Here is a 20,912-nt window from a genome sequence, read left to right as displayed (position 1 = left end):
AAACCGAAATCTCCACCCCGCGGGTTCCTTCCCTGGAGGCTTCCGGACGCCGGCCTCGAGCCACGCCATCTCAGTAGACGGCCGGCATCCGAAACCCATCACATGAGCTGTCACTGGTGGCGTCTGCACACGTGCGGCAAAGTCCGCCTCAACGTAAGCATCAAATCCAAAGGCGGGCACCGGCAGGCAAGCCGACGCTCGGCAAACCAGCAGGAGCCGTGAGCAATCCCGTCTCCGCGCTTCCGTCAGCTCAGAAGATCGAGTCTGTGATCGCCTTGACCGGGCCGAGCAGGATCGATCCTTCCGGCACGCCGGCGTCGATCGGGATGGCTTTGCGGTTTGCTGTCGCCACCATCGGCTGGCCGATGTCGGCCGTCACCACGACCGGGGTCTTGTTCGGCACACGGGCGTAGAGATCGATAATGTCCTGGTTCATCAGGCGCACACAGCCCGACGACACCGATTTGCCGATCGACCGCCATTCCGGCGAACCGTGCAAGCGGTAGAGCGTGTCCTGGTTGCCCTGGAAGAGATAGAGCGCCCGCGCGCCAAGCGGGTTCTTGAGCCCACCGGGCATGCCGCCATTTTCGGCGCTGTACGGCTTCAACTCCGGCTGCCGGGCGATCATGTCGTCCGGCGGCGTCCATTTCGGCCATTTCTGCTTCCATTGGACCACGGCATCGCCCGACCATTCGAAGCCGGCGCGGCCGAGGCCGACACCGTAGCGGATCGCCTGGCCGCCCGGGCGCACCAGATAGAGGAAGTGATTGGTGGTGTCGACGACGATGGTGCCCGGCTGCTGCCCGGTCGGATCGTCCACGATTTGGCGCAGGAACTGCGGGTCGATCTTGTCGACCGGTATGGCCGGCAGCTCGAAGCCGCCATCCGACATCGGCCCATACATCGTCACATAGTCGCCGAGCGCCGGCTCGACATAGGTCGGCGGCGGTGGCTCGACCGGCTGCTGCGACAGGGTGGTGCAACTGGAGACCGCGATCGAGGCGGCGCCAAGGGCTGCTGCGTTGAGGAAACCGCGACGGCTAAGGCGCAGAGAGGACGATTGGGGTGTGAACATGATTGCCTTTTTTAAGTCTCAAATCGCAACAAAGCATAAATGCGTCCTGTTGCGCAGCTGCCGAGCAATGCCCGGCGCGATAGGCGGTTCCAATTCTGGCCGCAGGGTGGACAAACAAAGGCAAAGCTGTGACTGGATCGTCACTGTTGCGCCGACGCAACATTCCGGTGTCAACCCCCGGCGACCAGACCTTCAAGGGACGGCAGGATCAGGGCCGGTGCAAAATCCCGGTATTCCTCTGGCTGATTGGCGCGGTTGATCCACACCGTCCTGAAGCCGAATTTGGTGGCGCCAGCGACGTCCCAGCGGTTGGATGACTGGAAAGAGACAGCGCCCGGATAGAGGCGCCAGCCCGTGGTGACCATGTCGTAGACCGACGGATCGGTCTTGAAGCGCCTGACGCTGTCGACGGAAAAGACGTCGTCCAGGACCTGGTCGAGCGCGGCGGATTTGACGGCCGCTTCCAGCATCTCAGGCGAACCGTTGGACAGGATCGCCAGCCTTGCTCCCGACGCCTTGAGCGCCTTGAGCACGGCCGGCACCTCCGGATAGCAGTCCAGCCGCCAATAGGCCTCGAGGAGCTTCGCCCTCAGCCCGGCATCCGCGGATGGAACCTTGCGCAGGGCGAAGTCGAGGGCCTGCTCGGTGAGCTGCCAGAAATCGGCATAGGCCCCCATCAGCGTCCTGACCCAGGAATATTCCAGCTGCTTGGCGCGCCAGATCTCGGACAGCAACTGGCCGTCCGGCCCGATCTGGTCGGCGTGACGGCGCACGGCCGCGTGCACATCGAACAGCGTGCCATAGGCGTCGAAAACGTAAGCCGTGAACTGCATTCGACAGTTTTGGGGCCGCGTAAAGGAAGGCGCAAGCGCTGATTGCAGTCCGCCAGCCCGCTGGCCTCAACAAATCTCAGCCAAGCCGGTTGACGGCGGCCGCCAAAGCATCTTCCAATGCGCCGCAACAAGCATCGAACGGAACCTGGCAATGACACTGGCGACTGCGGCGCAATCCGCGACATGGACCTTCGTCGACGGCGACTGGTACGAGGGCAATGTTGCCATTCTAGGGCCGCGCAGCCACGCCATGTGGCTCGGCACCAGCGTGTTCGACGGCGCCCGCTGGTTCGAGGGCGTCGCTCCCGATCTCGATCGCCATGCAGCAAGGGTGAACGCCTCGGCGATCGCGCTCGGCCTGAAGCCGACGATGAGCACCGACAGGATCGTCGGCCTGACGTGGGATGGGCTGAAGAAGTTCGACGGCAAGACGGCGGTCTACATCAGGCCGATGTGTTGGGCCGAGCATGGCGGCTATATGGGCGTCCCGGCCGACCCGGCCTCGACGCGTTTTTGCCTTTGCCTCTATGAATCGCCGATGATCTCGCCGGCGGGTTTTTCGGTGACGGTGTCGCCGTTCCGGCGCCCGACCATCGAAACCATGCCGACCAATGCCAAGGCCGGCTGCCTTTATCCCAACAACGGCCGGGCCATCCTCGAAGCCAAGATGCGCGGCTTCGACAATGCGCTCGTGCTCGACATGCTGGGCAATGTCGCCGAGACCGGGACCTCGAATATTTTCCTGGTCAAGGACGGCCATGTCTTGACGCCGGCGCCGAACGGCACCTTCCTGTCCGGCATTACCCGCGCGCGCACCATGGCCCTGCTAGGCGAATACGGCTTCACGACGACGGAAAAGACGCTGTCGATCCGCGATTTCCTGGAGGCAGACGAAATCTTCTCGACCGGAAACCACTCGAAAGTGGTGCCGGTCACCCGTATCGAGGATCGCAATCTGCAACCCGGACCGGTCGCCAAGAAGGCGCGCGAACTCTATTGGGAATGGGCGCATTCGACTTCGCCCGGCTGACCCGCTAAAAAGCGGCCGGCGCTTCGTTTCCGGAGTTGTTCCAGACCAATCCAGTCCTATGTTAGTCCGGTATCGACACCGGATTTTTCCACGAGGGAGTACGACCGATGGCTTTTGAATTGCCCGCCTTGCCCTATGATTACGAGGCCTTGCAGCCTTACATGTCCAAGGAAACGCTGGAATATCACCACGACAAGCACCACAAGGCCTATGTCGACAACGGCAACAAGCTGGCCGCCGAGGCGGGCATGGGCGATTTGTCGGTCGAAGAGGCCGTCAAACAGTCCTTCGGCAAGAATGCGGGCCTCTTCAACAATGCCGCCCAGCACTACAATCACATCCATTTCTGGAAATGGATGAAGAAGGGCGGCGGCGGCAACAGACTGCCCGGCGCGTTGCAAAAGGCGGTCGACAGCGATCTTGGCGGCTACGACAAGTTCAAGGCCGACTTCATCGCCGCCGGCACCACCCAGTTCGGTTCGGGCTGGGCCTGGGTCTCGGTCAAGGACGGCAAGCTGGCGATCTCGAAGACGCCGAACGGCGAGAACCCGCTCGTCCATGGCGCGACGCCGATCCTCGGCGTCGATGTCTGGGAACATTCCTATTACATCGATTATCGCAACGCCCGGCCGAAATATCTCGAAGCCTTCGTCGACAGTCTCATCAACTGGGACTATGTGCTCGAGCTCTACGAAAAGGCCTGATCCGTTCCAGAAAAGCCCCGGCAGAACCGGGGCTTTTCTTTTTCAGCATCAGAACGACAGCTGCAAAATTTCACGCAAGCGTGAGGCGAAGCGTCGGAATTTTTAAGCCATCCTTGCCGTTTGTAATCGGGGTGGGACCGCATCCTGAATTTGCCTTCAACATGGAGCCAAGTAAATGAGAAAGCTTATCCTCGCCATCTCGATGCTCGCCTTCGCCGGTTCGGCGGCATTTGGAGACCCGGTAGCTGACCGGCAGGCCCTGATGAAGGAACGTGGCAAGATCGCCGCCGGCTTGTCGAAAGTGGTCAAGGGCGAGACGCCCTACGACGCAGCTTCGGTGCTGACGGCGTTGCAGGCACTGCAGGTCAATGCCGAGAAATTCCATGCCGGCGTCGACACGCTTTTCCCGGCGGGCAGCGACACCGGCGACACCACGGCGTCCCCAAAAATCTGGCAGGACATGGCCGGCTTCAAGACGGCTGAAGGCAAGTACCTCGCCGACGTCAAGGCGGCGGTCGCCGCAGCACCTGCGGATGCCGACGCGTTGAAGGCGCAGTTCAACACCATCGGCGGCGGCTGCGGCAACTGTCATCAAAACTACAGGGTGAAAAAAGGCTGATAGCGGGCAATGCGCTTGCTGAAGAAACTTGTCGGCGCCGCCCTCGTTCTGGGCGGCGCGGCCGCGATTGCCGGCTGGTTCCTGTCGGCTCCGGTCAGGCTCGATGCCGCAACGCTGGCTGAGCTTGGTCCTGGCGACGCGGCCAGGGGCAAGCGCATCTTCTACGCCGGCGGCTGCACATCCTGTCATGCCAAGCCTGGCTCGCAAGGCGACGCCCGTCTTCAGCTGGCGGGCGGCCTTGAACTCAAGACGCCATTCGGCACCTTCGTGCCGCCGAACATATCGCAGGATACCAAGGACGGCATCGGCGCCTGGTCGGTCGAGGATCTTGCCAACGCCATGCTGAAGGGCGTGTCGCCGTCGGGCGAGCATCTCTATCCGGCATTTCCCTATACTTCCTACGCGCGCATGAAGCCGGCCGACATTGCCGATCTCTATGCATTCCTGAAGACGTTACCCGCGGTCGCCTGCGAGGCGCCCGCCAATTCGCTGGCATTTCCCTTCAACGTCCGACGCGGTCTTGGCTTGTGGAAGCTGCTCTATTTGAGTGACCAGCCGGTCATTTCCTTTCCCGACGGCACACCGGATCCGATGTTGGCAGGCCGCTATCTGGTCGAAGGCCCCGGCCATTGCGGCGAATGCCACACCCCGCGGGATCTTGCCGGCGGCACCAGGAAGAGCCAATGGCTGGCAGGTGCGGCCGCCGCCGAAGGCAGTGGCATCGTGCCGAACATCACGCCGGGCGAGGGCGGCATCGCCGACTGGTCCGAGGCCGACATCGCCAACTATCTCGAAACCGGCTTCACGCCGGATTTCGATACGGTCGGCGGCGCCATGGTCGACGTGCAGCGGAACATGGCCGTGCTGACCCCGGAGGACCGCGCGGCGATCGCCGCCTACCTGAAAGCCGTGCCGCCGCACCCCAACGGCTATCCGGCGCGCAAGAAGCCGTCGAGCTGACGGCCGTTGCGTCAGCGGTCGCCGAGAAAGTCGAAGCCGGTTTCGAAGAAGTGATTGTAGTCGCAGGTCATTTCCTCGCCGGGCGCAATGTCGCGCAAGGCATAGGTCTCCTCCGGCTGCGAGACGTCGCAATTCGGGCTGTCGGCATGGTTCATGTAGCGCGCATCGTCGGCTTCGAAGACGATGTAATTCGGGTCGCGCCGGTCCGGATAGGCGTAGCGGTCGAGATAGGTTCTGACCGGCCCGGTTTCCCGCTCGTAGGCCGCTACCTCGATGCGCCGGTCGTATTTCGGGTCGAGCTTCCAGACCAGCGTGCCGCGGGCAATGTGGTTCTTGGCAAAGACGCCGATGCCCTGGATGGGCGATTTGTCGAGATAGACATCGACGAGCAACATGGCAGATCCCTGGGTGATTGTGTGTTGGCGCGGCTGTGAAAAGGCCGCGCACTGGGTAGCGCGCGGCCTTTGCAATTGCGAGCGGAAAATCAGCTTTGCCTGCCCATTATCCGAAGCCTCGTACGGCTCGTCGCCTGTCGAGACCCTAGCGCTGTTGCAGCGCCAGCCGGATGCCTAAGGCGCAATAGATACCGCCGACAGCTTTGCCTTGCCATCTCAGCACCGTCGGGTTTCGGCGCAGGAATGCACCGAGGCCGCCCGCACCCACGGCGAAAACCGCCGTGCTGACGAGGCCCAACAGAACAAAGATGACGCCCAATGTCGCCAGTTGAAGCATCACCGATCCGTTTTCAGGCCGCACGAACTGCGGAAGAAATGCGAGGAAGAAAAGCGCGGTCTTGGGATTGAGAACCTCGGTCAAAACAGCCTGCCGAAATGCTTTGGCAGCAGGGATCGCAAGTGCGCCGGCGGCCGGATAGGCAGGCGTTTTCTCGATGATCGCGCGAATGCCGAGATAGATGAGGTAGGCTGCGCCGATGTACTTCACTATGCTGAAAAGCGCCGCCGACGTAGCAATGATCGCCGAAATGCCGACGATCGCCATGAAGGTGTGAACCACGTCGCCGGCCGCGATCCCGGCGCCGGTCGCAATGCCCACCCTGGTTCCGGAACTGGTTGCCCGCGCCACCGTCAGAAGAGTGGCGGGACCCGGGATGAAGACAAAGCCAAGCACAACCGCGACATAAGCTATCAACGTGGCGAGATCGATCATTGGTGGGCTCCGCAACTCTCACCGCCAATGAAGCCACGTCGCGGAACGGAAGGCAATGACCGCTCATCCGCCGATGTTCACGCCGCAAGCTCGGCCTTGCCTGTCACCTTGAGCGCGAAGGCGTAGGTGAAGGCGATTTCCCCCAGCCTGGAGAACCGGCCGGAGGCGCCGGCATGGCCTGAATCCATGTTGATCTTGAATAGCACCGGATTCCCGCCTGTCTTGCGGTCGCGCAACCGCGCCACCCATTTGGCCGGCTCCCAATAAGTGACGCGCGGGTCGGTCAGGCCGGCCAGCGCCAGAATCGGCGGATAGTCGAGTGCGGCGACATTGTCGTAGGGCGAGTAGGCGGCGATGGTCCGGTAATCCTCCGCCGACGCGATCGGATTGCCCCATTCCGGCCATTCCGGCGGCGTCAGCGGCAAGCTGGCGTCGAGCATGGTGGTGAGCACGTCGACGAAGGGAACCTCGGCGACGATGCCGCCGAAGCATTGCGGCGCCATGTTGGCGACCGCGCCCATCAGCATGCCGCCGGCGGAACCGCCTTGCGCAACGATGCGGTCGTGCTGCGTATAGCGTTCGGCGACGAGGTGGTGGGCGGCAGCGACAAAATCGGTGAACGTGTTCATCTTGTTCGCCCGCTTGCCATCGTCGTACCAGCCATAGCCCTTGTCCTTGCCGCCGCGAACATGGGCTATCGCGTAGACAAAGCCGCGGTCGACCAGCGAAAACAGATTGGTGTTGAACGCGGCCGGCACGGTGATGCCATACGAGCCGTAGCCGTAAAGCAGGCAAGGCGCCGACCCGTCGAGCGGCGTGTCGCGGTGATGGAGGAGCGAGATCGGCACCAGTTCGCCGTCGGCGGCAGGCGCCATCAGCCGGCGCGTGACATAGTGCTCCGGGTCGTGGCCGGACGGCACTTCCTGGGTCTTGAGCAGCACCCGCTCGCGGGTGCTCATGTTGTAATCGAAGACCTGCGCCGGGGTCGTCATCGACGAATAGGAAAAGCGCATGATCTCGGTGTCGTATTCGTAGGAGCCGGACAGGCCGAGCGAGAAGGCTTCCTCGTCGAAGGAGATCAGGTGCTCCTCGCCGCTCTTGCGGTCGCGCACGACGATGCGCGGCAGGCCTTCCTTGCGCTCGAGCCGGACCATGTGGTCCTTGAAGCCGATCACCGAAAGGATCAGCCGGCCCGCTTCGTGCGGCACTAGTTCCTGCCAATTGGCGCGCACCGGATCATGGGCCGGCGCAGTCATGATCTTGAAGTCCTTGGCGCCATCGGCATTGGTGAGGATGAAGAAGATGTCGCCGCCTTCCTCGAGTTCGTACTGCAGGCCCGTCTGGCGCGCCGCAACCAGCTTCGGCTCTGCGAACGGATCGTCGGCGCTCATGATACGGTATTCCGAGGTTTCATGGTCGTTGATGCCGATCATGATCCACTCGTTGGAGCGCGTGCCGCCGACATCCATGAAGAAGCCCGGATCGGTCTCCTCGTAGATCAACCGGTCGTTTTCAGGACCGTCGCCAAGCGCATGGAACAGCACTTTGGAAGGACGGTGGTTGGGGTCGAGCCGGGTGTAGAAAAAACCGTCATTGCCGGCATCCCACACACCGCCGCCGCCGGTGTCCGGGACCCTGTCCGCCAGATCGTTGGCGCCGGCCAGATCGCGGATGCGCAGCGTGTAGAATTCGGAACCCTTGTCGTCGAAGGCCCAGAGCAGCTTGCTGTGGTCGTCCGAATGATCGACGCCGCCCAGACGGAAATAGGGCTTGCCCTCGGCCTCGGCATCGCCGTCGAGCAATATCTGCTTGTCGCCGCCGTCGCGCGCCGTGCGGAAATAACGCGGCTGCTGGCCGCCAAGCTTGAAGGAGGAGCCGTAGGCGTAAGGGCCGTCCTTCATCGGCACGGAAGAATCGTCTTCCTTGATGCGACCCTTCATTTCCGCGAAAAGCTGCTTCTGCAGTTGGACCGTATCGGCCATCAGCGCCGCCTGGTAAGCATTCTCGGCCTCGAGGTGGGCGCGGATTTGGCCGTCGAGCAGGGACGGATCCCTGAACATCTCTTGCCAATTGGCGGCCCTCAGCCAGGCATAATCGTCCGTCCGCGTTATGCCGTGATGCGTGTCGAAGATCGGTCGCTTCTCCGGCCGCGGCGGCGTGGCGGTCGGAAACACTGGGGTTCTGGTCATTGCGTCTCGCTGTGGAAGCTACTTGAATGGCGAATGAACACGCCGAGCAGCGCGGGTTCAAGGGCTATGATCTATTGTCGTGGTGGCTCGAGAGGACGGGCTGGAGGAGCGGATAACGAATATTTCTTCTCGGACTGCCGCGGTTCTCGCCGTCGCTGCGATGACCCTGCCAGTGCCGGTCAATGTCATGCAACTGCCTTCGCGGCTTGGCAAGTGGCCGGTATGGCTGGGTCTACGGAAATACATTACCCCATTTCAATGACACAGCGCACCGCTCCGGCGACGGCTCGCGAGCAACAGTAACGCTTCGCAACCTATGATTTTACTGAATCCGCCGATCACCCAGGCTGTAATGCCGCCGGCAGGGTCAAGCATCGAACTCTATTTACCTGCTGCCGTTTGTGTAATGGCTGCTTGCCGCCGCGTCAGTCGATGCTGGTCTGACCAGAAAAAACGGCAAAGTTACACTTTGCACGAAAGAGTGAAGCTGAATGAGGAATATTTGACTTGTATCGCTGAATAGACCGCAAGAAGCGAATTGACTTACTTGGCGCTCAGGCTCATTAAGATGCCGCGACGCGAATCGCGGAGGCTTTTTCCTGCACAAGTTCGCGCGATGCCCTGCCTGCCAAAAATAGGGCGTAGACAGAAACAATTCTCGTTGGGACCTGAACGCCATGGATATTACCGAAACACCTTCCAGAAACAGTGACGCGCTGATCGAGCTCACCGCCGACGTGGTGGCCGCCTATGTCAGCAACAATCCCGTACCGGTCGGCGAACTGCCGAACCTTATCGCCGATGTCCATGCCGCTCTCGGGCGCGTCGGCGGGGCCGCCGAGCAGCCGCCTGCCGACAAGCAGAAGCCGGCGGTAAATCCGAAGCGGTCGGTGCATGACGACTACATCATCTGTCTTGAAGACGGCAAGAAGTTCAAGTCGCTCAAGCGTCACTTGATGACCCACTATGATCTGACGCCCGACCAGTATCGCGAAAAGTGGAACCTGGACCCGAGCTATCCGATGGTTGCGCCCAATTACGCAGCCGCCCGTTCGCAGCTCGCCAAGAAGATGGGTCTCGGCCGCAAGCGCAAGGGACGCTGACAAGCGGCTCTTCCGGTCTGACATTCAAACGGCGCCTGCGGGCGCCGTTTTCGCATTGTGGGGAGACCAAGCTCAGGCCGACAGTTCTTCATGCCGCCAGCAACTGCCGTGCGGTCAGGCGGTCTGCTTCAGCGCTGCCTCGGCGTCACGCTTGATGCGCTTGACCATCGAGCGAAGACCATTGGCGCGCTGCGGCGACAGGTGCTCGTCAAGTCCGAGCGCCTTCAATGTGGCCTCTGCGTCGGTCCTCTGGATTTCGCTGGCCGGCCGTCCCGAAAACAGCGCCAGCATGATGGCGACCAGGCCGCGCACGATATGCGCGTCGGAATCGCCCTTGAAGGTGATAACGGGGTCGGCACCCCCGCCCTGTTCGGTGGTCAACCAGACCTGGCTGACGCAGCCGGGCACCTTGTTGGCTTGTATGCGTTGCTCGTCGGGAAACGGCGGCAGCGCTTCACCCAGTTCAATCACATAGCGATAGCGGTCTTCCCACTCGTCGAGCAGGGAAAAGTCGTCGCGTATGGTGTGGATCGTCGTCGTCATTCCCCCGGATATAGTCATCCGGCGCTGCCACGTCACGGAAAAAGAGGAGAAACGCCGCAGGTGCCGAGAGCGAGAGCCTTGCGGTTTAGCGATGAATTCGGCCGAAACAGTCTCAGTTCTTCGCCGGCAAGTGCACTTTCGCCGGCAAATCGACTTTCGCCGGCAAGACGATTTCCCCGGGCACGCTGCCGGTGGTCGTCACCGTATCGGGTTCAGCGGCCTTGTCGTCCAGCATGGCGGCCGCGATCTTGGCGGTCTCCCTGGCCCGGGCGGTGATGGTGTGCATTGCCGATTTGCCGGTCTCGCAAACGTCCGGCTTGCGCTCGCAGATGCCGGCGATATCGCCGACGGCTTCGCGCGCCGCAAACAGGGCCTGGAGCGGCCCGACGCTTTCGCGGCCCGCATCATCGGCGCCGACACCCAGCGGCAGCGCCAGAAGCACCAGCGAAAACCAGAAAGCAGCTCTTATCAGAAAGCCCATCTGTCTGTCCTTTATGACGGTCATGCCTCCGAACCGCACGACCTGTACCGCGATACTGACACAGACGCGCAAAGGACGGCTTGTCCCGAAAGCAACAGTTTTCCTCAAATTTTAGGCAGATTCGAAACGAAGCGTTTTGAAGTTCATTTGCCTCGAACGGCTCAGATTTTATTCAGCAAATGATAACCATCCAACCTATTGTTTTTCATGATCATTTTCTTAATCGGCGACAGTTTGATGCCATCGGCCGCAACGTCAGGCGCGGGCGGTGCGGATAACGCTCCGTTTACTATGGCGCCAAATTGCCCCGGTTTTTCCCCGCCGGTATCCCGATATTTGCAGCCTGCCGGGGGACGATCGGCCCAGCCTTATCCATTCCTTAAACGCTGGATGCGAGTTTCGGATCGACAAAAGCCGCCTGCAAAGCAGGGCCGTTCACGACCGGGTGCGTTGAGTTGAGTGCGATCAAGGCCAGATACGCCGAGTTGCCGGGCGCGATAGCCGCCGGTTGCGAACGGATGGTTCATCCGTCCGTGCTCGGCCAGAGCGATCGTCGCCGCCACAGCCGGTTCATTGGCGCCATGCTGGCGGCTCCTTTCTTCAGCGCGGGTGCAGCGGTGACGCTGGTCACGTCGGGCATGGGCGCGGCCGTGACTGTGGCTGCCATCTTTGCGGCGTTCGGCCTTTGCTGGTTCGCCGCCCTGCTGGTGGCTGCCTCGGGCAAGATGACCCTGGCCGGCCAACTCGCCTTGGTCGTCGGCAGCGTTGCCCTGGGTGCCCTTATCGCTGCCGCCGGTGGTGTGGCCTCGCCGGTTGCCTTGCTCGCGGTAGCGCTGCCGTTTGAAGCGTGGTGGATCGGCCAGTCGCGCCGTGCCGTGATCTGGGGCGCCATATCGGCCTTTGTCGCAGTCTTGCTGCAGCCTTTAGCCGGTTCCGTCTTGCCGCTCGACCAGACCGAAATCGCCGCATGGCACTGGCTGGTACCACTGGCCTGGGCACTCACGCTCATTCCGCGTATCGCTCCGCTTCGCGGCGCCGCCAACGCACAGCTCGATCCGGCCGGCAGCCACCGGCTCGAAGACCTCATCGACGCCGTCGTGCTGCGAATCGCGGCGCATGGCGAGGTTCTGGACGTCTCGGCTAAGGCACGCACTATGCTGCGGCTGCCACCGGAGCTGCTTTTCGGCACCGGACTTTTCGATCGCATCCATCTGTCCGACCGCGTCCCGTATCTCAGTGCGCTGGCCGATATGCGCGATGGCGCCCTGTCGACCCGGCTCGACCTTCGCGTACGGTTGCCGCAGAGCAGCGGCGTGACGGCCGACAATTACCGGCCGTTCTCGCTCGAGATGATGCGCGCGCCGGGGCAGGAGACTGTCTTCACGCTTCTTCTGCGCGAAAACGACGAACTGGCCGGACTGCGCCAGGAGCTTGCCGCAGCCAATGAGGCGGCTGCCTCCGCCGAGGTGGCGAAAGGACGCTTCCTTGCCGTCGTCAGCCACGAGCTGCGCACTCCGCTCAATGCCATCATCGGCTTTTCCGACATGTTGCTGCACGAGATGTTCGGCAGCTTCAAGGATCCGCGCCAGAAGGAATATGTCGGGCTGGTCAGGGATTCGGGCCAGCACCTGCTTGCCGTCGTCACCTCGATACTCGACGTATCGCGGATCGAATCGGGCGCCTACGCGACCGAACCGGAACCGTTCCGCTTCCGCGAAGCGGTCGAGATGTGCCAATCGATGATGCGCCTGCAAGCCGAGGCAAAGGCCATCGATCTGCAGGCCCAGATCGCGCCGGACGCAGGCGAAATAAATGCCGACCGTCGCGCCGTGCAGCAGATCCTGATCAATCTCGTCTCCAACGCGATCAAGTTCACGCCCGAAGGCGGCAATGTCGTCATCGGCGCCAAGCGCATCGGCTCGCGGCTGCATTTCTGGGTCCGGGACACCGGCATCGGCATCGCCGAGGAAGACTTCGTCAATCTCGGCAAGCCGTTCATGCAGATCCAGAACGACTATACCCGCCGTTTCGAAGGCACAGGCCTCGGGCTCTCGCTGGTGAAGGGGCTGGTGGCGCTGCACGAGGGCACAATGTCGATCGAAAGCATGCCGGGCGAGGGCACTACGGTGACGATCAGCCTTCCCGTGAACGGGCCGACAGGCCGTTCGAAGGAGAAGACCGGCGTGGTGCCGATGTCCGCAGTCAAAGCCAAGGCGGACGGTGGCAAAGGGGAGAGCAATGGGTCGCTCCGCAAAACAGCCTAGGGCGGTCAAACGCCGCGGCAATGCCTTCGAGCACGGAGCGATGGCGCTGGGCAGCCTGATCTCGCGCAATCCTGTTGTGGTCGGCGGCTCCACCGCGTTCCTGGTGACGCTGTTCTACGTCTCGGCGAACGCGCTTTGGTACCAGCCTTTTCCGCATGCCGGCGCGTTTTTCGCCACCAGGAGTATCGAGCGCTTTCCGCGGGCGGACAGCGACGAGCCCGAAACTACCATCAATATCGTGCGTCCGGCCGCTGCGCCGATCAAGAGCGACCCGGTCGTCGAGCAGGTCCAGGGCATATTGAAGGATCTCGATTTCTATGCCGGCACCGTTGACGGGATTCCCGGACCGAATACGCGCAAGGCCATCCAGGCCTATCAGCAGAAGGTCGGATTGAATGCCTCCGGCGAGATCGACAGCGTCCTGCTGGATCAACTGGGCGCCACGCCAAAGACCGCGGCCGTGGTGCCGCATCCGGTGCCGCGGCCGGTCGAAACGGCCGCTGTTCCAGCCGCCATTCCGGTGTCCGCACCGGCAAATGCGACGGCGCCGGATCCCCGCATCGTCAAGATCCAGGCCGGACTGAAGGCGTTCGGCAATGACGACATGCAATTGGACGGCGTCGTCGGCGCACGCACCAAGGCCGCGATCAAGGAATTCCAGGCGCTGTTCGGCCTGCCCGAGACCGGCGAGCCCGACGAGATCGTCTACGTCAAGATGCGCGAGATCGGCCTGACCAACTAAGGGTCGAAACGGCCGCTCGCCGATCGCCTGGCAAAGACCGGTTACGGTCTTCCGGCCAATGCTGTAAGGACCGCCGCATGTCCAGGACTTCTCCATGCGGGTAACCACCGATCTGTGGGTGTCGGCGCTGTTGCGCCGGGTTTTCAGCGCCGGCGGCTTTGCCGCCGTGGTCAAGCGCGGCGCGACGGAAGCCGGCGTGGTTTTCGTGCTGGCGCGGGGCAGGCTGGGGGGGATAGCGCTATTCGGGCCGGCGCCGCAGACGAGTTACGATTCAGCCAGGCCGGACGACCGTTTTTTCAGCCTGCTTGGCGAAGGCGACGATGCCGCCATCTTCGACGCGCGGCTGGAGCGCGAGAAGAGATTCGATCCGGATATCTGGGTGGTCGAGATCGAGGCGGGCGCCATTCCCGTTGAGGAGCTTATCTCGGTCAAGGCGTCGTAACGGCAAGCCTCAGATGCGACGCGCCTTTGGGCTGGCGGTCATATCGGCGCTGTTCGGCTTGCGCAGGTCGGCGTTTGCGGCGACGCGCCCGGGCTTGCGAACGATTTTCGACACGGTGTCGGCCTTCCAGCCGCGGAGCCTGTCCAACGCCGCGTCGCGGTGCAGCAGGCGGTAGCGGTCGAGGAAGATGCGGATCGCCTGCGGGTGCGGAAACTCGGTCGGATAGATGGCGGCCGTGATCAGGAACGCCTTGTCTTCGCTGAGGTCGAGCGCGCGCAAGGCGGCCAGAAGCGGTGTGTAATTGTGGCTCGCGGTGAGCGTCCGCGCCGTTGAAAAATCGACTTCGAGCGCATCGGCGAGCGCTGTCTGGAAGAATGCCGCATTGCCGGTCAGCGCGGTCTCGCGCAGCTTGACGTAGGTTTGCGGCGCGACGAACGGACCGATGGCGGTGCAGCTCTCGCGCATCATGGATCGCAACCGCCGCCGTACAGTTTCGGCGACATCGGAAGCCTCTTGCCTGTTGACCTCGCCCGCAACCACTTCGGCGTTTTCGGACGCGGCTTTGGCGGTTGTTTCCGGCTGCTGCTGCGACCGCACCAGCGTCGGCCTTTCGAGCACTTTGATGAGATCCGCGATCGTTTGATTGAGATCCTTGCGGCGGCCAATGGCACGGGCATGCGGCAGGCCGTGACGTCCGATCAGCGCGATCAGGTCGACGTCGCTGAGGGCGCGCGAGCGGATGAGCAGCGGCGCGGCGATATCGACCCGCTCCTGGCAAAGCCGCCGCACCAGCGCGGCGGGCGCATATTCGCATTCGGAAAGGGCTGCCGCGACGTAGCGGCGCGATTCGACCGAGACATTCTCGAACAGCGGCAGCGTCAGGTCTTCGAGCTGCGCGATTTCCCGGCGCGAAGGGCGGGTGAGCGAGCAGAACGCCGATACCGCGGCGCGAAACAGCCTTTCGGCCTTTCCCGATTCAGCTCCTGCTGCGATTTGCCTGAAATCCGAAGCTGACACGAAGGATACGCCCGACACTCGACACGATCTGGACAGCGGTCTGCCGGGCTGTACCGGTTTCGCGTTTCCCAAGAACAAAGATCAATTTAGCGGCGATCCGTTAGCGCTCCGTTAACCTACTGCCTTCTTAATCGACTATGGAGGCGTTGCGTTGTGCTCCGGGGCAACCGAGAGGAATACGCGAACCATGGGCATGGTACTGTCTTTCGTGCCGCGAACGGCGGCAACCAATCGAGCACAACAAGCCGCGCCGGCGGCAGTGATCATCTTTCCCGGGGTGCGCTACGAGCAGCGGCCGCTGACGGGCGAAACGCGGCCGGCCGGCGGCCCCGACAAGCCGGGACTTTCGGGAACATTGCCGGTACCGCATCACTGAGCATCGGAACCGGCTTAAAAATCCTGCAGTTCGCAGGAACTCTGTTCGAGAAACCGCGAGACGATCGGCTTCCAGCTGTCGTCGGGCACGAACGAACGGATGACGAATACGCCTTCCTCTATCGGCGCCTCGACGAAGATGGCCCCTTGCAGTTCCTCGGGAAGATCCTTGCGGACCTCGATCATCTGGGCCGGCGTCAGCACAACGGTGTCGAGCATGCCTGCGGTCGCGCTGTGGTCGTTGAACGAGTAGATGTTGTGGCCGCCGCGGTCATAGACCGATATCGACCAGAATGGCACCTTGCCCGGCGCCTTGACCCGCACCATCCCCTCGGCAAGGTCGAAGCGGCATGCCGCCGCATAAAACAGCGGATCGACCGATTTCACCACCGGCGCGCCGCCGGCTTCCGCGTCGAGCCTGGTCATCTTGTAGAGATCCGAAGCCATGGCCAATCGCGACCAGGCGTCGCGTTCGGAGAACTCGGGGACGAGCAGCAGCACGATGATGTGCACGATGCCGGCGCCGAGCAGGCCGAGCAGCACGGCATGCAGCAGGCTACGCATTGCAGCCGACCTTCTGGATCTGCGGCAGCATGACGTCCGAGAGACCGGTGCTGCTGGCGATCGGCGTGTCGTAGAACGTGAGCACCAAGTACATCTTGCCGGCGCCGCTGGTCAGCAGCCAGTTGCCGGGCGCAGGGCGGCTGCCGACGGAAATGACCACCGAATTGTCGGCCTGGCGCAGCACTTGATAGGACTGCAGCGCAGCCGGCCTCGGCTTGCCGGTCTCGACCACGCCAAGCGACTGGTCGGCGGCATAAAGCGTCCAGAACCGGGCGGTGGGAAAGCCGCCCGCAATCTTGTAGGCACATTGCCGCTTGAGCTGTTCGCCGCCGGAATCGCGCTCGGCGATGAAGGACAGTCCTTCCGCCTGTCCGAGCGCCAGCACGCCTTCGCGAGCCACGCGGGCCTTCGAATAGGGATCTGCCGTCGGCGTGCCGATATCGGGGAAGGCGGTCCATTGGCCGATCCTGATGGCGCCGACGCCATCCTGCAGCTTCAGTGCATACCAGACGCTGCCGCCACCGCCGACGACGGCGATGGCAAGCGAAAGCAGTGTCAGGAAGGCGTTCTTGAGCATGAGGAGGCAGGGAACCGAAGGCCGGGAATGAAAGATTGCCGCTCGGGGATATCGCGGCGCAGGGCCTTGTGGCAAGCGGCCCCGCGCAATTGGCCGTCACAGCGCCGACAGGGTCTCCGGCGCAGCGGGCGCGTCGAGCACGGGTGCCGCCTGGAACAGCCTGGTCAGTTCCTTCAGGGTCTGGGTGGTCCGGCTGGACAGCACCGGCGGACGCTCGGCGGCGGCATCGGCAGCTGCCTGTTCGGCGTTCTTCTTTTCCGCTTCCTTGGCCTTGGCGGCGATTTCGGCATCGACGAAGGGGTGATCGAGGCCGGGGATCGGTCTGAGGTCGATATTCTGGTGCGCATAGAGCATCAGGCGCTGCCACACCATGGCCGGCAGCGTGCCGCCGGTCATCTTGTTGGTCGCGGTGAAGTCGTCATTACCGAGCCAGACGGCGGCCGTGTAGTTGCCGGTAAAGCCGACAAACCAGGCATCGCGGTAGGACTGGGTCGTGCCGGTCTTGCCGGCGACGACGATGTTTGGAAGGGCTGCGCGCCGGGCCGTGCCGATCACCGGCACCGCCGCCAGCATGGTGTTCATGTATTTGAGCGCCAGCTCCGACAGCACCCGATGCGGCGGCGGCGCATCCTTGGCGAAGTCGTAGACCACCTCGCCGGTACGGGTGAAGAGTTGGCTGACGCCGTGCCGGGTTCCGGCAAAGCCGTTCTGGGCAAACACGCTGTAACCCGTCGCCTGGTCCATCACGGTCATGCCCGACGTGCCGAGCACCATGGTCTTGTGCGATTCAAGCGGCGACTCGACGCCCATCGCCTCGGCCATCGCCTTGATCGGCTTGATGCCGAGATAATCCTTGGCCAGCCGCACCGGCACCGTATTGATCGATTTGGCCATCGCCGTGATCAGCGTGACGTTGCCGGCCGACCCGCCATTGTAATTGTGGGGCGACCAACTGCCCCAGGAGATGGGTCCGCCGGAAACCACCGAATCCGGCGTGAAGCCATGCTCCATCGCCGTCGCATAGACATAGGGCTTGAACGAGGAGCCGGTCTGGCGAAGCGCCTTGGTGGCGCGGTTGAACTGGCTGGCGCCGTAGTCGCGGCCGCCGACGATCGCTCTGACCGCGCCATTGGTCTCGATGACGACGATGGCGCCCTCGGTGACGTTGTATTCCTTGCCGAACTGGCGGAGGTGGAACTCCATCGATTCTTCGGCCGCCTTCTGGATGTTGGCATCGAAGGTGGTGTGGGCGACAAGCGAGTGCGGGCCGCCTTTGGCGGCGATCTTCTTGACCTCGTCGAAGGCCCAGTCGAGGTAATAGTCGGGGCTCTTCTGCTCGCCGCGGTCGACGATTTCGGCCGGGTGCAGCCTTGCCTGCAGCACCTGGCCTTCGGTCATGAAGCCGGAATCGACCAGATTGGACAGCACCACGTTGGCCCGCGCCCGGGCGGCGGGCAGGTTTATGTGCGGCGCATATTTGGTCGGCGCCTTGAACAGGCCGGCCAGCATCGCCGCCTCGGCAAGGTTCAGGTCCTTGACGCTCTTGCCGAAATAGAAATCGGCTGCCGCCTCGATGCCGAAGGTGCCGCCGCCCATATAGGCGCGGTCGAGGTAAAGCTGCAGGATTTCCTTCTTCGACAGATTGGCTTCGAGCCACAGCGACAGGAACGCTTCCTTGATCTTGCGCTCGAACGTCCGCTCATTGGTCAGGAACAGGTTCTTGGCCAGCTGCTGGGTGATGCTCGAGCCACCCTGGACGACGGAATTGGCCCGTACGTTCTCGAATATGGCTCGCGACAGGCCGAGCACATCGATGCCGTAATGGTCGAAGAAACGGCGGTCTTCGGTCGCCAGCACCGCCTTGATGACATGGTCGGGCATCTCGTCGACCGGCACCGAATCGCGCTGGATGATGCCGCGCTGGCCGATCTCGTTGCCGTAGCGGTCGAGGAAGGTGACGGCGAAGTCGCCTTGCGTGCGCCAGTCGCCGGCGGTTATCTGGAAGGCCGGCAAGGCTAGCGCCAAAAGGACGACGATGCCGCCGGCCCCGAGCGTAAAGCCTTCACTCACCAGTTCGATCAGGCCGCGGCGCCAGCCGCCGACGCGGAAACGCCGCGAGAAGATGGTCGCCGCCTCCCAGAACTGGCGCGCCCTGAAGCCGATTTCGTAGACCGAGGAATCGATCCACGCATCCACCGCCAGCAGCCTTGCGGCGACCGAACCTCTTCTCTTGCGTGGTTCCAAAGGACTGGCCATTCCAGGATCCGGCTGCGGCGATGCCGCCAACTGAGAAACCGCATGCCGGCAATTTCAGGGAGGCGCGCCTTTCAAGACTATTCGTCCATTTTGGTGCTGCCTACAAGGGCGATGAAGATAGGGGCGATGAAGATAAGGGCGATGAAGATAAGGACGATGAAGACATAACGGGCGGTTCGTCGAGGGGAGGACGGCTCCCGCGAGACGTCAGCGCAGGATGTTGGCTGCCCTGCGCGAGTAGGTGGTGTCGTCGAGCTGGGCGAGCATGAACGCCGCTACGTCGGCCCGCGCCAGTGTCGGCAGCAACGACGCCGACCGGATGCCATTGCCGTGGCGAAATTCACCCGTTGCCGCCCCATTGCTCAGCTTGGGGGGCCGCACGATGGTCCAGTCGAGATTGGATTGAACGATCAGGCTTTCCTTCACTTCGTGGTCCGCCACCTCATGGCGCAGCACCAATGGCGCGATGATGTTGCCCAACAGGGCGCCTAGTTGCCGCCGGCTGTCGCGAACTCCAAGGAATGAAAGATAGATGAGCCGTTCGGGGCCGGCCTGCTGCATCGCCGCGACGATGAAGCCGATGCCGGCAACGACGGCCGGATCGCGTTTCAGCGGCACGCCCACCCCAAGACAGCTGAAAACCGCATCATTCCCGACAACGGCGCGTTCGACCGCCTCCCGATCGGCGACATTTCCGACGATCACCTTCAGATTTTCGTGGCTGATGGCAAGCTTGCCCGGCGTGCGGACGAAGGCGGTCACCGCATGGCCCTTTGCCAATGCCTCCGAGACAAGCACACGGCCGGTCGCACCGGAAGCACCAAAGATCAGCAGTTTCATTGTCCGCTCCTGGAAACCGTTAGCCCGGCTTACGCCCGGCGACGAAGGCGACAGGCGCCCCGGTCGGGCCGGGCAGCAACCGGCTGTCGGCATAGCCGCTCTGATCGATCAGGTCCTGGGCTGCGCCCTTTTCAAAGACCGTGCCGCCCCACATTGTGGTGCGGAAGCGGGCGAGGGCGTCTCCCAGTGCATCCGGTCCAGGATTGACCATTGCCAGCAGCAGCCAGCCGCCGGGCCGCAACGCGGCGTGGCTGCGCTTGACGATGGCCCTGACATCCGGCTCGGGGATGAAGGCGCTTGGTACGAAAACAAGGTCGAACGCGGCCGTGTCCGCGATATCCTGGCCCAGCCCGGTGCGCAGTTCGATGCGATGTTCGAGCCCGGCTGCCCTGACGTTGGCAGCGGCCTGCGCGATGGCTTCAGGCAGGGGATCGACACCGACCGCCTTCAGGCCGGGCCATTGCCGCAGCATGGACACCGACAGGGCGCCGACGCCGACGCCGATATCCAGGAAGGCTGCGCCCGGTGCGGCGAGCCTCTCCAGCAAACCGGCCAGTTGTGGCGCGATCAGCCGCTTCAGCAACGCCGGGAAGCCAGATGAAACGTCGCCGAAGGCCTGGCGTAAACGGGCTTCCAGGGCCTCGACGCTTTCGGAGGAGCGCGACAGCAGCTTGCCACCTGAAAGCAGGTCGACCCGGATGCTGGCCAGCACCGGCGTAAGTTCGATGACGCCAGCACTTGCCACGACGTCGGAGGCGCCGAGTTCGGCAAGGACGGCCCCTGTGCGCCGGGCCACACTGCCCTCGAGTGGCGTGCCGGAAATACGCGCCTCCATCGCCAAACCGAGCGCCACCAACGCATTGGCCGACGTCGCGTGCCGCGCCACCATCGTTCGCAAACCTTCGATATCCATCGATCGCTTCCCTGAATTGGATCAGGCCTATTCTCGCGCGGACGTCAAATTCAGGCGATTTGCAATTCCGCGCATGCTTGTGCAAAACTGCACAGGTGCGCGGCGAGGAATTGATCTAGACGTCATGTTCCGAGGCGGAGAACGGTGGCCCGCCCTTTCGTGCGATTAAAAGACGAGGGTTGCTCGGATGGGCCGAGCCGATCCTCACGCACGGAGAG

22 protein-coding genes are annotated in these 20,912 nt (G+C 62.9%); 9 read left to right on the top strand and 13 right to left on the bottom strand.

The features are described from left to right. Positions 1–250: 250 nt before the first annotated feature. Entirely contained in the window at positions 251–1,075 is an 825-nt protein-coding gene (locus NKI59_RS33320) for a L,D-transpeptidase (protein ID WP_352708746.1), read from the bottom strand. 170 nt (positions 1,076–1,245) lie between these two features. Further along, complete coding sequence (locus tag NKI59_RS33315; RefSeq protein WP_352708744.1) at positions 1,246–1,908, bottom strand: haloacid dehalogenase type II; 663 nt, start codon at positions 1,906–1,908, stop codon at positions 1,246–1,248. A gap of 151 nt (positions 1,909–2,059) precedes the next feature. On the opposite strand from NKI59_RS33315, the gene NKI59_RS33310 reads away from it, so the two are divergent. The 4 genes from NKI59_RS33310 to NKI59_RS33295 all read left to right on the top strand — a co-directional run bounded on the left by NKI59_RS33310 (position 2,060) and on the right by NKI59_RS33295 (position 5,221). After that, positions 2,060–2,938, top strand: a complete 879-nt coding sequence (locus NKI59_RS33310; RefSeq protein ID WP_352708743.1) for a branched-chain amino acid aminotransferase — start codon at positions 2,060–2,062, stop codon at positions 2,936–2,938. Between the two features lie 107 nt (positions 2,939–3,045). Continuing rightward, positions 3,046–3,642, top strand: a complete 597-nt coding sequence (locus NKI59_RS33305; protein ID WP_352708742.1) for a superoxide dismutase — start codon at positions 3,046–3,048, stop codon at positions 3,640–3,642. Positions 3,643–3,817: 175 nt separating this feature from the next. Beyond that, positions 3,818–4,261, top strand: coding sequence for a c-type cytochrome (locus tag NKI59_RS33300; RefSeq protein ID WP_352636408.1), 444 nt, complete (start codon positions 3,818–3,820; stop codon positions 4,259–4,261). 9 nt (positions 4,262–4,270) lie between these two features. Beyond that, the gene (locus NKI59_RS33295; RefSeq protein ID WP_352708740.1) at positions 4,271–5,221 is read left to right on the top strand and encodes a cytochrome c; all 951 of its coding nucleotides are present in this window, start codon (positions 4,271–4,273) and stop codon (positions 5,219–5,221) included. Positions 5,222–5,232: 11 nt separating this feature from the next. On the opposite strand, the gene NKI59_RS33290 is transcribed toward NKI59_RS33295, so the two are convergent. The 3 genes from NKI59_RS33290 to NKI59_RS33280 form a co-directional block, all read right to left on the bottom strand. Further along, positions 5,233–5,616, bottom strand: a complete 384-nt coding sequence (locus NKI59_RS33290; protein WP_352449057.1) for an SET domain-containing protein — start codon at positions 5,614–5,616, stop codon at positions 5,233–5,235. 145 nt (positions 5,617–5,761) lie between these two features. Beyond that, a complete protein-coding gene (locus tag NKI59_RS33285) occupies positions 5,762–6,388 on the bottom strand; it encodes a LysE family translocator (RefSeq protein WP_352708739.1) in 627 nt (208 codons plus the stop codon). A 77-nt stretch (positions 6,389–6,465) separates the two neighbouring features. Next, the gene (locus NKI59_RS33280; RefSeq protein ID WP_352708737.1) at positions 6,466–8,577 is read right to left on the bottom strand and encodes a S9 family peptidase; all 2,112 of its coding nucleotides are present in this window, start codon (positions 8,575–8,577) and stop codon (positions 6,466–6,468) included. Between the two features lie 677 nt (positions 8,578–9,254). On the opposite strand from NKI59_RS33280, the gene NKI59_RS33275 reads away from it, so the two are divergent. After that, positions 9,255–9,680 carry a Ros/MucR family transcriptional regulator gene (locus NKI59_RS33275; protein ID WP_023677844.1) on the top strand — a complete coding sequence of 142 codons (426 nt, stop codon included), beginning with the start codon at positions 9,255–9,257 and terminating at the stop codon, positions 9,678–9,680. A gap of 114 nt (positions 9,681–9,794) precedes the next feature. Here NKI59_RS33275 and NKI59_RS33270 read toward each other — a convergent pair whose 3' ends face one another. Further along, positions 9,795–10,223, bottom strand: a complete 429-nt coding sequence (locus tag NKI59_RS33270; RefSeq protein ID WP_352708749.1) for a SufE family protein — start codon at positions 10,221–10,223, stop codon at positions 9,795–9,797. Positions 10,224–10,335: 112 nt separating this feature from the next. Then, complete coding sequence (locus NKI59_RS33265; RefSeq protein WP_352454313.1) at positions 10,336–10,704, bottom strand: DUF5330 domain-containing protein; 369 nt, start codon at positions 10,702–10,704, stop codon at positions 10,336–10,338. A gap of 518 nt (positions 10,705–11,222) precedes the next feature. Here NKI59_RS33265 and NKI59_RS33260 point away from each other — a divergent pair. The 3 genes from NKI59_RS33260 to NKI59_RS33250 all read left to right on the top strand — a co-directional run bounded on the left by NKI59_RS33260 (position 11,223) and on the right by NKI59_RS33250 (position 14,152). After that, positions 11,223–12,968 carry an ATP-binding protein gene (locus NKI59_RS33260; RefSeq protein ID WP_352708747.1) on the top strand — a complete coding sequence of 582 codons (1,746 nt, stop codon included), beginning with the start codon at positions 11,223–11,225 and terminating at the stop codon, positions 12,966–12,968. After that, entirely contained in the window at positions 12,943–13,710 is a 768-nt protein-coding gene (locus tag NKI59_RS33255) for a peptidoglycan-binding domain-containing protein (RefSeq protein WP_352591633.1), read from the top strand. Before NKI59_RS33260 ends, NKI59_RS33255 begins: the two co-directional genes overlap by 26 nt. 94 nt (positions 13,711–13,804) lie before the next feature. Beyond that, positions 13,805–14,152, top strand: a complete 348-nt coding sequence (locus NKI59_RS33250; protein WP_352708736.1) for a DUF1491 family protein — start codon at positions 13,805–13,807, stop codon at positions 14,150–14,152. A 9-nt stretch (positions 14,153–14,161) separates the two neighbouring features. On the opposite strand, the gene NKI59_RS33245 is transcribed toward NKI59_RS33250, so the two are convergent. Continuing rightward, positions 14,162–15,169, bottom strand: coding sequence for a hypothetical protein (locus NKI59_RS33245; protein ID WP_352708735.1), 1,008 nt, complete (start codon positions 15,167–15,169; stop codon positions 14,162–14,164). 187 nt (positions 15,170–15,356) lie between these two features. On the opposite strand from NKI59_RS33245, the gene NKI59_RS33240 reads away from it, so the two are divergent. Then, positions 15,357–15,545: a hypothetical protein gene (locus NKI59_RS33240; RefSeq protein WP_352708733.1), complete on the top strand. Its 189-nt coding sequence runs from the start codon at positions 15,357–15,359 to the stop codon at positions 15,543–15,545. A 14-nt stretch (positions 15,546–15,559) separates the two neighbouring features. Here NKI59_RS33240 and NKI59_RS33235 read toward each other — a convergent pair whose 3' ends face one another. From NKI59_RS33235 to NKI59_RS33215, 5 genes are all read right to left on the bottom strand, one after another. Next, a complete protein-coding gene (locus NKI59_RS33235) occupies positions 15,560–16,108 on the bottom strand; it encodes a DUF1254 domain-containing protein (RefSeq protein WP_352471000.1) in 549 nt (182 codons plus the stop codon). Then, entirely contained in the window at positions 16,101–16,685 is a 585-nt protein-coding gene (locus NKI59_RS33230) for a DUF1214 domain-containing protein (protein ID WP_352591642.1), read from the bottom strand. Before NKI59_RS33230 ends, NKI59_RS33235 begins: the two co-directional genes overlap by 8 nt. A gap of 96 nt (positions 16,686–16,781) precedes the next feature. Continuing rightward, the gene (locus NKI59_RS33225; RefSeq protein ID WP_352591645.1) at positions 16,782–18,941 is read right to left on the bottom strand and encodes a transglycosylase domain-containing protein; all 2,160 of its coding nucleotides are present in this window, start codon (positions 18,939–18,941) and stop codon (positions 16,782–16,784) included. Between the two features lie 207 nt (positions 18,942–19,148). Next, on the bottom strand, positions 19,149–19,781 hold the full coding sequence (locus NKI59_RS33220; protein ID WP_352591648.1) for an NAD(P)-dependent oxidoreductase: 633 nt from the start codon (positions 19,779–19,781) through the stop codon (positions 19,149–19,151). Positions 19,782–19,800: 19 nt separating this feature from the next. Then, entirely contained in the window at positions 19,801–20,694 is an 894-nt protein-coding gene (locus NKI59_RS33215; RefSeq protein ID WP_352708731.1) for a class I SAM-dependent methyltransferase, read from the bottom strand. Positions 20,695–20,912 lie beyond the last annotated feature (218 nt).

The sequence above is a fragment of the Mesorhizobium sp. M0598 genome, assembly GCF_040320865.1.
GTDB lineage: Bacteria > Pseudomonadota > Alphaproteobacteria > Rhizobiales > Rhizobiaceae > Mesorhizobium.
The sequence above is the reverse complement of the archived record's forward strand: the minus strand, read 5'-3'. Positions and strand labels throughout refer to the sequence as shown.

Bases quoted from the DNA above. Each gene is read 5' to 3' on its own strand.
- NKI59_RS33320 (WP_352708746.1), bottom strand. From the start codon at position 1,075: ATGTTCACACCCCAATCGTCCTCTCTGCGCCTTAGCCGTCGCGGTTTC.
- NKI59_RS33315 (WP_352708744.1), bottom strand. From the start codon at position 1,908: ATGCAGTTCACGGCTTACGTTTTCGACGCCTATGGCACGCTGTTCGAT.
- NKI59_RS33310 (WP_352708743.1), top strand. From the start codon at position 2,060: ATGACACTGGCGACTGCGGCGCAATCCGCGACATGGACCTTCGTCGAC.
- NKI59_RS33305 (WP_352708742.1), top strand. From the start codon at position 3,046: ATGGCTTTTGAATTGCCCGCCTTGCCCTATGATTACGAGGCCTTGCAG.
- NKI59_RS33300 (WP_352636408.1), top strand. From the start codon at position 3,818: ATGAGAAAGCTTATCCTCGCCATCTCGATGCTCGCCTTCGCCGGTTCG.
- NKI59_RS33295 (WP_352708740.1), top strand. From the start codon at position 4,271: ATGCGCTTGCTGAAGAAACTTGTCGGCGCCGCCCTCGTTCTGGGCGGC.
- NKI59_RS33290 (WP_352449057.1), bottom strand. From the start codon at position 5,616: ATGTTGCTCGTCGATGTCTATCTCGACAAATCGCCCATCCAGGGCATC.
- NKI59_RS33285 (WP_352708739.1), bottom strand. From the start codon at position 6,388: ATGATCGATCTCGCCACGTTGATAGCTTATGTCGCGGTTGTGCTTGGC.
- NKI59_RS33280 (WP_352708737.1), bottom strand. From the start codon at position 8,577: ATGACCAGAACCCCAGTGTTTCCGACCGCCACGCCGCCGCGGCCGGAG.
- NKI59_RS33275 (WP_023677844.1), top strand. From the start codon at position 9,255: ATGGATATTACCGAAACACCTTCCAGAAACAGTGACGCGCTGATCGAG.
- NKI59_RS33270 (WP_352708749.1), bottom strand. From the start codon at position 10,223: ATGACGACGACGATCCACACCATACGCGACGACTTTTCCCTGCTCGAC.
- NKI59_RS33265 (WP_352454313.1), bottom strand. From the start codon at position 10,704: ATGGGCTTTCTGATAAGAGCTGCTTTCTGGTTTTCGCTGGTGCTTCTG.
- NKI59_RS33260 (WP_352708747.1), top strand. From the start codon at position 11,223: ATGGTTCATCCGTCCGTGCTCGGCCAGAGCGATCGTCGCCGCCACAGC.
- NKI59_RS33255 (WP_352591633.1), top strand. From the start codon at position 12,943: ATGGGTCGCTCCGCAAAACAGCCTAGGGCGGTCAAACGCCGCGGCAAT.
- NKI59_RS33250 (WP_352708736.1), top strand. From the start codon at position 13,805: ATGCGGGTAACCACCGATCTGTGGGTGTCGGCGCTGTTGCGCCGGGTT.
- NKI59_RS33240 (WP_352708733.1), top strand. From the start codon at position 15,357: ATGGGCATGGTACTGTCTTTCGTGCCGCGAACGGCGGCAACCAATCGA.
- NKI59_RS33235 (WP_352471000.1), bottom strand. From the start codon at position 16,108: ATGCGTAGCCTGCTGCATGCCGTGCTGCTCGGCCTGCTCGGCGCCGGC.
- NKI59_RS33230 (WP_352591642.1), bottom strand. From the start codon at position 16,685: ATGCTCAAGAACGCCTTCCTGACACTGCTTTCGCTTGCCATCGCCGTC.
- NKI59_RS33225 (WP_352591645.1), bottom strand. From the start codon at position 18,941: ATGGCCAGTCCTTTGGAACCACGCAAGAGAAGAGGTTCGGTCGCCGCA.
- NKI59_RS33220 (WP_352591648.1), bottom strand. From the start codon at position 19,781: ATGAAACTGCTGATCTTTGGTGCTTCCGGTGCGACCGGCCGTGTGCTT.
- NKI59_RS33215 (WP_352708731.1), bottom strand. From the start codon at position 20,694: ATGGATATCGAAGGTTTGCGAACGATGGTGGCGCGGCACGCGACGTCG.